The following is a 12,551-nucleotide window of genomic DNA, read 5'->3' on the forward strand; positions in this document are numbered from 1 at the left end:
ACAAAAACGCCTCCCATATGGGAGGCGTTTTTTATTTGAACAAATAATAATTAAATTATTCTGCAATAGTCATTTCGTCTACAATGTGCTTAGCTCCAGAGAACTTGTCGATTACCCAAAGTACATAACGAATATCTACGTTAATAGTTCTTTGAAGTTCTTTATCAAATATTACGTCACCAGCCATTGCCTCAATGTTACCATCAAAAGCAAGACCAATAAGCTCACCTTTACCGTTTAACACAGGAGAACCAGAGTTACCACCTGTAATATCGTTATCAGTAAGGAAGTTTACCGGCATATAACCTGCTTTATCTGCATAACGACCAAAGTCTTTAGCCTCATACATTTCAATAAGTTTTTTAGGCAGGTCAAATTCAGGATCATTTGGCTTGTATTTAGCCACTTCACCTTTCATTGTAGTGTAGTAATTTTTAGCAGCATCATTACGACTGTCTTTAGGAAGAGTTCTTACTTTACCATAAGTTAAACGTAGTGTACTGTTAGCATCCGGATAGTATTTTACTTTCGGGTTAGCTTCTCTCATACCCTGTACCATTAAACGGAAAGATTTAGAATAACTGTCCTGAAGAGCAGTAATATCATCCGGTACCGCTCTGTATTGAGTTAGGATGTCGTTAGAAAGTAAGAATAGAGGATCATTTTGAAGTGCCTCGGCATTTGGATTTTTAAGGAATTCCTCAACGCTTTCTTTAGATCTGAATATACTGTTCTCAAATGCGTTGTTTACATAAGCAGTATAATCAAAGTTGTTTTCTTTACCTAATTGAGCTACAAGCGGAGCTACATCATATCCTGTAGATTTTGTAGCATATAAATGAAGCTGAGCAGCAAGCACATCTTTTTCAAGAGGCATGTATAATGTTTTATACTCTTCTGCAACAAACTCTTCTATTCTTGGTAGTACCTGAGCCCTTTGAGCTTCACCTGCCGATGCATACTGCATAAGTGCACCACCTACTCTGTATGGTAATACAGCAAAAGTACTTGTTCTTAAAAGCCCGATAAGGTAATTGTCCTGACGTGCTTTTTCGTTTGTCTTAGCATAGTATGCGTTTATGTTAGCAATAACATCACCATACTTGTCTTTATTCGCTTTTTTGTTAGCCCATTTGTTGAACTTAGCCTCACCTTTAGCTTTAGTTTCGGCAGTTTTATGTTTTGTAAGGGCGTCAATCATACCCTGACGGTTTTTCCAGTAGTTTGCTACCTGAGCATATTTTGAAGCATAGTCAAGACGAACTGCATCGCTTTGATCCATATAAACCTTCATTCTGTCCATACCCAGTTTAGACGACTCTACCCATGCAGGGTAAGCATATTTTACATTTTGCTCAATACCGGCTGCCGGCATCCAACGGTTAGTACGACCAGGGTAACCTAATATCATAGCAAAATCATCTTCCTGAACACCATTAAGGCTTACAGGTAAATAATGCTTAGGAGTTAACGGAACGTTGTTTGGAGAATACTCTGCCGGGTTACCGTTTGCATCTGCATAAATACGGAACATAGAGAAATCACCTGTGTGACGTGGCCACTCCCAGTTATCTGTATCGCCACCAAATTTACCAATGCTCTCCGGTGGAGTACCTACAAGACGAACGTCGTTGTAATCCTGGTAAACGAAGTAGTAGTACTCATTACCTTCAAAGAACGAACGAACAGAAACAACATATTTCCCGCCTTCGCTGTTTTCTTTTTCAATTAGAGCACTTTCCTGCTGAATTGCTTTTTGTCTCTCTTCTTCAGTCATACTGTCGTTAACTTTAGAAAGGATTCTTTTAGAAACATCGTCCATTCTTACAAAGAAACGAACAGAAAGGCTTTTTGGCTTAAGCTCATCGCCTCTTGTTGGTGCCCAGTAACCATCTCTAAGGTAGTTTGCCTCAGGAGTTGAAAGCTCGGCAATAGCTTCATAACCACAGTGGTGGTTTGTTAAAACCAAACCTTCTTTAGAGATAACCTCTGCAGTACATCCGCCATCAAACTGTACAATAGCGTCTTTAAGGCTGTGGTTGTTAATGCTGTAAATTTCTTCAGCAGTTAACTGTAAGCCCATTTTTTGCATATCCCTGTGGTTTAAACGTTCAATGAACATTAAAAACCACATACCTTCATCTGCCCTTACAGGCATTACCATGAGTGACATGGTAAGGAACAAAATAAGTTTTTTCATCTGATTTTTATAAGATTAAAAAGTTTAGCCAATAAGTAGCCGTATTATATATTTTGTTACACGGTTATTATCAACTTTATTGCTTTAGTGCTGCGAATATACCTCTTTTTTGAGAATTTCGTAAAATAAACACGACGTAAAAACCGCATGATTCCTTACTGTTTAAAAATAAAAAAGATGCTTAATTGCATCTTTGTGTTTGGCTTAACATAAACCTCTAACCGTTTCCTTAGAAAGCAGTGATAACAGAAAATCTGCTATTATCTCAAAAAAAAGAAAATCTATCATCCAAATAAAAAAAACTACGCTAATAAGTGAAATATCTCTAAATGAAAGTCTTTTAAAATTTCTAACCGAAACTATACCCAAAGAAATTACTATGGATATCCAAACAAAAATTTTAAGATCTAAATTAAGGTTTTGATTTTTGTCACAAAACACAGTTATAGTGAACCACAAAGACACAAACTGATAACATGCTGACAGCAGTATAAAAACCATTTGTGCATACTTATTCATTTTTTTTACCCAAACTGCAACAATTACACTCAACAGCAAGCCTGTTATGGTGGGCAACACGTAATACAAAACATTTAACCCCTCTTTACCAAGAAAACATCTGTTAAAGATTATAAAATCAAATGCGAACCAAAAAATAATAAAAACAGGCAGCCCTATAAAAAGAATATCTAAAACAAACGATATGATTTTTTTTAACACCTCCATTAATTAACAAACATTTTAGTTTAGTGATTAACCAAATATACATGGCTGTCACTACCTTAAAACCTCAACACTACTTTTTTTAGAAAACATTAACATTTAAAAACAAAAAATCCTGAGCATAGTGCTCAGGATTCTTTTATGTATCGTTAAGATTTAAATCTTTCTTTATGCATTAAGCATTTTCCATAGTTTATCTTTAAGTTCAACCAGTCCCTGTTGGGCTACCGATGAGATAAACATATAAGGCACATCTTTAAGCTCTTCGTCAAGTTGTTCTTTAAGTTCGGCTTTTAGCTCATCATCCAGCATATCGCATTTTGAAATGGCTACCAGCCTGTCTTTATCAAGCATTTCAGGGTTATACCTTCTAAGCTCATCTACAAGTATATTATACTCCTTCTTTATATCTTCGGCATCAGCCGGAACTAAGAAAAGTAACGTAGAGTTACGCTCTATATGCCTTAAAAAGTAATGCCCAAGACCTTTACCTTCGGCAGCACCTTCTATAATCCCCGGAATATCGGCAATTACAAACGACTGATAATCCCTGTAAGCCACAATACCTAAATTAGGTTTTAATGTGGTAAAAGGATAATCGGCAATTTTTGGTTTTGCAGATGTAAGCACCGATAACAGTGTAGACTTACCTGCATTAGGGAAACCTACCAAACCAACATCGGCAAGTACTTTAAGCTCAAGGATAACATCAAGTTCCTCACCTGGTAACCCAGGTTGTGAATAACGCGGCGTTTGGTTTGTAGAGCTACGGAAGTGCCAGTTACCTAAACCTCCCTTACCTCCTTTTGCTATTATTTGTTTCTCCCCGTGTTCGGTTATTTCAAACAAAATCTCATTAGTTTCCTTATCACGAATAACCGTACCCAGAGGCACTTCAATAAACTTATCATCACCATCGGCACCGGTACTTCTGGCACTACCGCCATCTCCTCCGTGCCCGGCTTTAATGTGTCTTGCAAACTTTAAGTGAAAAAGTGTCCACAGCCCTTTATTACCTACAAGATAAACGTGACCACCACGACCACCATCACCACCATCGGGTCCGCCTTTTTCAATAAACTTTTCCCTGTGCAGGTGAGTAGACCCTTTACCTCCTTTACCTGAGGCAACATATATTTTTACGTAATCTACAAAATTCCCTTCTGTCATTTCTTTATGTTTCAGGTTTCAGGCGCTGGGCTGTACCCAATCCGTCACCAATTATTGTTTGTTTGCCTGCAAATTTACGCAGACTATTCTTCTTTGCTAATAGATCTTACTTTTACCTTATCAATCTTAACACCATCCATTTTAAGCACTTCCAGCTCAAAGTGGTTCCATGCCAGTTTCTCACCCTGTTTAGGGATATATGAAAGTTCGGTCATTATAAGCCCACTTACAGTTGTTACCTCATAATCGGTAGTAAGCTCATCAAGATCAAAATAAGTAAGGAAGTCATGCAGCGGATAATGTCCGTCAACCGTCCATGTCCCGTCGCTATTTTCAACCAACTGGAACTCGTCATGGTAAAAGTCGGACGCATCACCAACAAGCGCTTCCAAAATATCGTTCAGGGTTATTATACCCTGGAATACTCCGTATTCATCGGTAACCAAAGCATAGTGCACCTTTGTTTTCTTAAATATCTCAAGTGCCTTGTAAGCCGATGTATGCTCTATTAAGTATACCGGCTCTTTGGTTATTTCCTGAAGGTTGAACTGTGGTTTCTCGTAATTGGCAAAAATATCTTTTAGCAATACTACACCAACCACATCGTCCAGATTATCCTCACATACCGGATATACCGAATGCAGTTCTTCCAGCATTATAGCTTTTATACTTTCCTTATCAGACTGAGTAGACAGGTAAGCTACCGATTTCCTGTGTGTCATTAGGGAATTTACTTTCCTGTCCCCTATATGAAACACACGCTCCATGATATCCTGTTCTATTTCCTGTACCTCACCACCTTCTGTTCCTTCTTTAATAATTGCCTTAATTTCTTCCTCGGTTACTTTACCATCTGCCGTAGGGCGAATGTTAAACACTTTCATTAAAAAATCGGTCGAAGAAGTAAGCAACCATATAAACGGAGCCGTGATTATGGAGATAAACTTCATAGGCAGGGCTACCATTCTTGCTATACTTTCAGGGTATGTAAGACCTATCCTTTTAGGTAAAAGTTCCCCCAGTATAAGCGAAAAAAATGTTAGTATCACTACCACTACCCCAACAGCTATACTATCGGCATATGGAGCAAGGGCTTCAAACTTAACAATAAACGCTTCTACATCATCGGTAACTTTGTCACCACTATATATACCGGTAAGAATACCAATAAGGGTAATACCAATTTGTACCGTTGAAAGGAACTTATTAGGCGAATTGGCAAGATCCAATGCAGTTTGTGCACTGGAGTTACCTTTTTTTGCCGCTGTTTCCAGTCGGTTTTTACGTGCTGATATAAGTGCAATTTCCGACATGGAAAAAACACCGTTAAGCAGTATTAAAAATAATATTATGGCTATTTCCAATCGCTAGGCTTTTAGTTACAGCTTATCTATTATAAGGCTTAGCCTTTGAGTAACCTCAGAGATTTCACCTATACCGTTTACGGCAAAGAATTTACCCTGACCTTTGTAGTACTCAATAAGCGGAGCCGTTTTTTCGTTGTACTCCTGATAACGGTTTCTTATAAGATTCTCGTCTTGGTCGTCTGCTCTTCCGCTGGTTTTACCACGCTCCAGTAAACGTTGTACAAGTATTTCATCATCTGCCTCAAGTGCAACTGTAGCAGTCACTTCCCATCCTTTTGTTTTAAGGAATTCATCTAAGGCATCAGCCTGTGCAACTGTTCTTGGGAAACCGTCAAAAAGAAAACCTTTAGTATCAGGATTTTTCTCTACCTCATCCTGAAGCATTTTGATTGTTAATGCATCCGGAACAAGCTCTCCTTTATCAATAAAAACCTGCGCCTGTTTTCCAAGCTCAGTTCCGTTTTTAAGATTGTAACGGAAAACGTCTCCGGTAGAGATATGAGTTAGGTTGTATTTTTCTTTTAAAAATTCTGCCTGAGTACCTTTACCTGCACCCGGTTTTCCAAATAGTACGATATTAACCATTGTATGTTATTAGTATATTTATTTAAGTTGATAAATTTCCGGTATATTTCTCCCCAGTCCGTCATAATCAAGACCATAGCCTACAATAAACTTATTAGGGATTGAAAAGCCTGTATAATCCAGCTTTATATCTTTTTTATAAGCTTCAGGTTTAAAAAACAGGCTGGCAATTTTTAATTGCTTTACACCCCTGCCTTCAAACATTTTTACAAGTTCTACTACTGTATTACCTGTATCTACTATATCTTCCACTATAATAACCGTGCGTCCTTCCACATTTTTATCCAGCCCTACAAGTTGCTTAACCGTATTTGTAGATTGGGTTCCCTCATAAGATGCCAATTTTACAAAACTTACCTCACAAGGCTTTTTATAATGCTTCATAAGGTCACTTAAAAACATAAAGGCACCGTTAAGCACCCCTACAAAAACAGGAACCTCATTATTGGTATCAGCCTCTATTTGCTGCGCCATTCCGGCTATTGTTTTATCAATTTCGGCAGCAGATATAAAGGGTACAAATTGTTTATCATGAAGCTGTATCACGCTTACTAACAGGTTTGATATAATTTGCAAATATACTAATTAGGAATTTGCCTCATTTATATACCGTATTATTTTGTAATAAATTATACAAATATTTCCGGATTTTGTCCGAGGAATCAATAACTAAACCTCTTTTCTAATCTATATACTGAATATCAAAAATTTAAGATTTAATTAACCTGTAGTTTTTTAGTGAAAAAAATCTTAAAATGACCTGCTACCCCATATTGCTTTATTATCTTAAAAGCTAAACCAATTAAATACCAATTATTCATTATGAAAAAATTATTACTTTTTTCACTGTTCCTGATATGCGGATTAGCATCAGGACAGGAACTCACTATTGAAGGTGACACTATGTTATGCCCCAACACCGATGGTACTGCACAAGTAGCAAATTCTACAGTTTACGAAGCTTATCAATGGTATAAAAAGGGCTATTACAGTGACACTTTTGAAGCCATTCCCGGAGCCACACAGGCATCTTTTACTTACGACTGGTATTATTACGATTTATCTGAAATTAAACTGGAAACAAAACTAAACGGAGTACATTATGAATCAAACACTCTTTTTATTGCCACTCACATGTGGATCCCAATGTATTTAACTTACGAGCCCTCAAAAGATGTTTATTATGATGGTAGTAAAGGCACTTATTATTTATGTGCCGGCAGCAGTTTTGTATTAAAAATAAACAGTCCTCCTTTTACCGCGAATATCCAGTGGTTTAGAAACGGGCAACCCATTCTTGGCGCTAACAGTCCGTCATACGCTATTACACAATCAGGAACGTACACTGTACAGGCTGCACCAACTATGTGTCCTGACCACATAGAAGCACCGGGAGTTGGGATCAATGTAACCTTAATAAAATGTGGTCGTAACCCTGGAATAGAACTTAAAAGCACAGCTTCAAAAATTGACATCAACGCTGTTAATATCTATCCCAACCCCAGCACAAACCACCTAAACGTAAATTTACCTGAAGATTCCGGATTAGAAGAATACACTATTACCGACCTTACCGGTAAAACATTACTTAACGGTACGCTTTCACAAACTAGCAATATTAGCACAACAGAGCTTACCGCCGGAACTTACATCATAAAAATTGCAGGTAACGGAAACTACATTTCCAAACTGTTTATTAAAAAGTAAGAAAGTAAAAAAATAAGGCGGAATTTACATCCGCCTTATCCTATTGGGACAATAAATCCAAATGATATATTTAAAGTATTAAACCCTGCGTTTGATTCGTTAAGCCCTGCATTTGACACATGTCTTACATTAGGCCTTACATCAAATATTACACTCCCCGTATTATAAGCCACTCCTACCCCCAACACATCATTAAATGTAAAACCACGAGTAAGCCTTTCGGTCTCCTTCGTACTAATTGAAGGCCCTACATTTAACATTGCATAAGCCGAAATACTTTTAGAAAAATTATACTTCGCAAAAAAAGCCACATTAAAAGCATACTGATTTAAATTTTTCAACTGTGTAAACTCTCTCCGTTTCTGTTCATAATCCGGTTCATCGGGTGTTACAAAATAAGGATTAAGCAACTGGTGTTTGGCAAAATTGATTTCGGGCTGGAAAGCCACAAGGTACTCCCATTTTTTTGAAGGGTTAAAAGAGTAATAAAACTGAATTTGTACATAGCTGTTACTAAAAGAATAGTTACTATTACCAAATTCATTACCGAAGCCATAACAGCCTCCTACATAAAACTGCTGATTTTTGTGTACATCCTGAGCAAAAGCCCCTGTAATACATAATAACATTAATAATCTGAACATATTTAAATTTTAACTGGTTTTTTGGTACTCCAAAATTATACAAAAACCCAAAAAAAACTGATTATCAAAACAATAAACTTTAAACGTCACACTAATAAATAAAAATGTCACACTTTGTCCGGGCTTTAACAATAGTTAAATAAGTACTGAAAAGTAATTTTACTATTCAAACTAAAAACTATGTATCTATGAAAAAGCTATTACTATTTTTCTTGTGCCTTATACCGTTATTATCGGTTGCACAGGCCCCCTCTATTGAAGGTGATACCATGCTTTGTCCTTACACTAACGGCACAGCCACAATTACCAACGACACTGAGTATGACACCTATCAGTGGTATTACAAGTACTGGTTTCTTAACGACGATTATGTTGCCATAGATGGCGCTACACAGGCATCATTTACTTACGACTGGTATACTTACGATCAGTCATTATTTAAAGTTGTAGTTACTCTTGACGGACAGACTTATGAATCTAACACCATACAAATTGACAGCTATGCATGGACCGGGCTTATTATCTCTACACAAACCAGTGACGATGTAACGTTTAACCCAGACAATCAGGCTTACTATATTTGTGATGAGAGCACCATTACAAGCTCTACTCAATCACCATATACTGTTGTACAATGGTATAAAAATGATGTAGCCATTGAAGGCGCTACAAATACGAGTTATACAATAACAGAAGCAGGAACTTACCATGTTGTCGCAGCTCCCGAATTTTGTCCTAACAGTGCTAGTACGTCACTACCTATAGTAGTAATGGATAATCCTGAATGTACTACAGTTGATCCGACTCCTGTTATTGCCGGTGACACTATGCTTTGTCCTTACACAGATGGTACAGCTACAGTTACCAACAATATAGAATATGACACATACCAGTGGTATTACAAATTTTGGTTTACTGATGATGAGTTTGTTGCCATAGATGGCGCTAATGAAGCATCATTTACTTACGACTGGTATACTTACGATCAGTCATTATTCAAAGTTTTAGTAACTCTTGATGGAGAGACTTATGAGTCTAACACCATACAAATTGACAGTTACAACTGGGCGGGACTTCTTGTTTCTACACAAACCAGTGACGATGTAACTTTTAACCCGGATAATCAGGCTTACTATATTTGTAATGAGAGTACTATAACAAGTGCTGTACAATCTCCTTACACTGTTGTACAATGGTATAAAAATGATGTAGCAATTGAAGGTGCTACAGACATAAGCTATACAATAACAGAAGCAGGAACATACTATGTTGTTGCAGCCCCTGATTTTTGCCCTAACAGCACAAGTACTTCATTACCTATAGTAGTAATGGATAATCCTGAATGTATTACGGCTGACCCAACTCCGGTTATTGCAGGCGACACTATGCTTTGTCCTTACACAGATGGCACAGCCATGATTACTAACGATATGGAGTATGATACTTACCAGTGGTATTACAAATACTGGTTTACTGACGATGAGTTTATTGCTATAGATGGCGCTACTGAAGCATCTTTCACTTACGATTGGTATACTTACGATCAATCATTATTTAAAGTTGTCGTTACTCTTGACGGAGAAACTTATGAATCTAACACCATACAGATTGACAGCTACAACTGGGCGGGTATTTCTTTTGGAATGACTTTTAGTGATGATGTGGTTCCGAATGACGAAAATTTCACCTGGATGATTTGCGACGAATCTACAATTACATGCGAGCTAAACAGTCCTTATGACAGTAGTATACAATGGTACAAAGACGGTGTAGCGATTGAAGGTGCTAACGATGCTACCTATGTAATTACAGAACCGGGAAGTTATTATGTTGAAGCAGCTCCAGAATATTGCTCTAATTCGATTTCAGACACATCAGAAACTCCTGTAGTAGTTACAATGAACCCTGATTGCTCGCTTGGTATTAACGACCCAATAGCCAATAACCAGGTTACACTTTACCCAAACCCTACATCAAATATTCTTAATATAACACTTCCGGATAACAATACAGTTACTGATTACTGGATTTTAGACGTTACCGGAAAAACACTTTTAAAAGGTGCGTTCCCTAACAGCAATAGCATTGATGTTAGCTCACTTTCTAACGGGACTTATATTTTAAAACTTACGGGAGGAAACAGCCAAACAGCCCATATGTTCATTAGGAAATAAGCCATATCTCCTAATTTTGTGCACTAAAGGCAAAACGTAATGTTTTGCCTTTAGTTTTTTTATACAGGTGTATTTTTTGTAATTTCCCGCCACTAAGTAGGCAACACATTGAACACTGATTTTTACCTTAAAATAGAGAAAAGCACTGCTCACCGCCCGATAAGGGATGAACTAAGCGGAATGGTACTTAACGACAGAAGCCTGTTGCCGCAACTCATGGCAACAGCCCTTAACACATCAGATAAAAACCATCATAAAGCCTGTTGGATAAGCGAACTGGTTTTTGAAAATAAAATTAAGTGGTTAAAAGAATACCTGAATGAATTCTGTAATAGCCTGACAAACTTTACAAGTGACAGCGCTATACGCTCCATATCAAAGATATGTTTGTTTGCTGTACAGGAGCACCAAAAAAGCGAATTGGGTTTCCTAAACGGAAAACACATTAGCCAGATAACCGAATCGTGTTTTGACTGGCTTATTAACCCTGTAGGCAAAGTAGCCAATAAAGCCTATGCCATGCGAACCCTTTTCCTTATAGGAAAGAAAGAAGACTGGATATACCCCGAACTGAAGCATATACTCCCACAGGGATTCCCACTACATACTGCAGCCTATAAAGCTGCAGCAAAAGATATTTTGAAACAGATTGAAAAAGCTAAAAAGAAATAGACTTCGCTACTCCGTTTTTTCTTCCTCATGGAAACCGAACCTCCGCAGTTGTGGTGCTGAGAAAAAGGTAACAGCTACTACGCCCAGCGTGAGGCATCCGCCTACAACCACAGCCCTAACCGTTCCCAGCCAGTGTGCCATAACGCCGCTTTCAAAATCCCCTAACTCGTTAGAAGAACTAACAAACATGGTATTTACCGATGCTACCCTTCCCCGCATATGATCGGGGGTTACAAGCTGTAATATAGTACTGCGTATTACCACACTCACCGCATCAAACATACCTGAGAACATCAGCATAAAAAACGACAGGTAAAAGTTTTTTGAAATACCGAAAATGATTATCGAAATGGCAAATCCGCCTACGGCAACAAACAGTTTTTTACCTGGATTGGTACGCAACGGTAAAAATGCCAGTATACCCAGTGTGATTAATGCCCCTATACCGGGAGCTGCCCGCAATATACCGTAACCCACCTCATCTACCATTAGTATTTCCTTTTGATAAACCGGCAACAGCGCTACCGCACCACCAAATAAAACCGAGAACATATCCAGCAATTGCGCCCCTAAAAGTTCGGGAGTTTTAACCACAAAGCGAATACCCTGTGTAAGGCTTTGCAATATGGGTTCGCGTTCTTTTTTAAGTATCGGTTTAACCCCAATACTCAACATTGGGATAAGCAGTAACAACTCTATAAATACTACTGCTGCCATACCCATAGTAATGCCGTTAAAAGCAATAAGTATCCCTGCGGCAAGAGGTCCTAATACCGATCCGGTTTGCCATGCCATACTACTCCAGCTTGTTGCATTGGCATAATTTTTACGTGGCACCACAAGTCCGAAAAGTGAAAACACCGAAGGCCCCATAAAAGAGCGGATTGCCCCGCCACAAAAAACAAGTGCATACACACTATACAAAGTGTACTGAATACCCAGTCGCTCCAAAGCATAGGGAGTGGTTAGCACAAACAGGCTTAACCCTAGCAGTATATAGGCTGAAAGGCACAACAGTACCATTTTCCTTTTTTCATTAAGGTCAACAAAATGCCCTGCAAAAAAAGAAAATGTGATTGCGGGTATAACTTCTGATAATCCTACCCCACCTAATGCAAGTTTATTTGAGGTAAGATGATATATCCAATAAAAGATAATGGTAATTTGCATGTTCAGGGCAAAAATGAGCCCGAAACGGATGCATAAAAACGAACGGAATTCTTTTATTTTAAGTACTGGATTTTTCTTAAAGAAACCGGATTCGTTACCGGTACTGTTATTTTCCATAAAAAGTTGAGATGCGTAATTC

10 protein-coding genes are annotated in these 12,551 nt (G+C 38.0%); 3 read left to right on the top strand and 7 right to left on the bottom strand.

Going from position 1 to position 12,551, the window contains the following annotated elements:
- Positions 1–55: 55 nt before the first annotated feature.
- From GN157_RS08300 to hpt, 5 genes are all read right to left on the bottom strand, one after another.
- On the bottom strand, positions 56–2,200 hold the full coding sequence (locus GN157_RS08300) for a S46 family peptidase (protein WP_157482848.1): 2,145 nt from the start codon (positions 2,198–2,200) through the stop codon (positions 56–58).
- Between the two features lie 891 nt (positions 2,201–3,091).
- Positions 3,092–4,093 carry a GTPase ObgE gene (obgE, locus tag GN157_RS08305; RefSeq protein WP_157482850.1) on the bottom strand — a complete coding sequence of 334 codons (1,002 nt, stop codon included), beginning with the start codon at positions 4,091–4,093 and terminating at the stop codon, positions 3,092–3,094.
- Between the two features lie 83 nt (positions 4,094–4,176).
- Positions 4,177–5,457 carry a hemolysin family protein gene (locus tag GN157_RS08310; RefSeq protein ID WP_157482852.1) on the bottom strand — a complete coding sequence of 427 codons (1,281 nt, stop codon included), beginning with the start codon at positions 5,455–5,457 and terminating at the stop codon, positions 4,177–4,179.
- A 15-nt stretch (positions 5,458–5,472) separates the two neighbouring features.
- On the bottom strand, positions 5,473–6,045 hold the full coding sequence (locus GN157_RS17925; RefSeq protein ID WP_035129706.1) for an adenylate kinase: 573 nt from the start codon (positions 6,043–6,045) through the stop codon (positions 5,473–5,475).
- An 18-nt stretch (positions 6,046–6,063) separates the two neighbouring features.
- Complete coding sequence (gene hpt / locus GN157_RS17930) at positions 6,064–6,591, bottom strand: hypoxanthine phosphoribosyltransferase (RefSeq protein WP_317163526.1); 528 nt, start codon at positions 6,589–6,591, stop codon at positions 6,064–6,066.
- Positions 6,592–6,867: 276 nt separating this feature from the next.
- On the opposite strand from hpt, the gene GN157_RS08320 reads away from it, so the two are divergent.
- Positions 6,868–7,752: a T9SS type A sorting domain-containing protein gene (locus tag GN157_RS08320; RefSeq protein ID WP_157482854.1), complete on the top strand. Its 885-nt coding sequence runs from the start codon at positions 6,868–6,870 to the stop codon at positions 7,750–7,752.
- 35 nt (positions 7,753–7,787) lie between these two features.
- Here the strand turns inward: GN157_RS08320 and GN157_RS08325 are convergent, their stop codons facing one another.
- Positions 7,788–8,396 carry an acyloxyacyl hydrolase gene (locus GN157_RS08325; RefSeq protein WP_157482856.1) on the bottom strand — a complete coding sequence of 203 codons (609 nt, stop codon included), beginning with the start codon at positions 8,394–8,396 and terminating at the stop codon, positions 7,788–7,790.
- A 188-nt stretch (positions 8,397–8,584) separates the two neighbouring features.
- Here GN157_RS08325 and GN157_RS08330 point away from each other — a divergent pair, with 188 nt between their 5' ends.
- A complete protein-coding gene (locus GN157_RS08330; RefSeq protein ID WP_157482858.1) occupies positions 8,585–10,570 on the top strand; it encodes a T9SS type A sorting domain-containing protein in 1,986 nt (661 codons plus the stop codon).
- 108 nt (positions 10,571–10,678) lie between these two features.
- Positions 10,679–11,242 (top strand): hypothetical protein, encoded by a 564-nt coding sequence (locus GN157_RS08335; RefSeq protein ID WP_157482860.1) that lies wholly within the window; start codon positions 10,679–10,681, stop codon positions 11,240–11,242.
- Positions 11,243–11,248: 6 nt separating this feature from the next.
- On the opposite strand, the gene GN157_RS08340 is transcribed toward GN157_RS08335, so the two are convergent.
- On the bottom strand, positions 11,249–12,529 hold the full coding sequence (locus GN157_RS08340; protein ID WP_157482861.1) for an MFS transporter: 1,281 nt from the start codon (positions 12,527–12,529) through the stop codon (positions 11,249–11,251).
- Between the last annotated feature and the right edge of the window lie 22 nt (positions 12,530–12,551).

This window comes from Flavobacterium rakeshii, assembly GCF_009741375.1.
Lineage (GTDB): Bacteria > Bacteroidota > Bacteroidia > Flavobacteriales > Flavobacteriaceae > Flavobacterium > Flavobacterium rakeshii.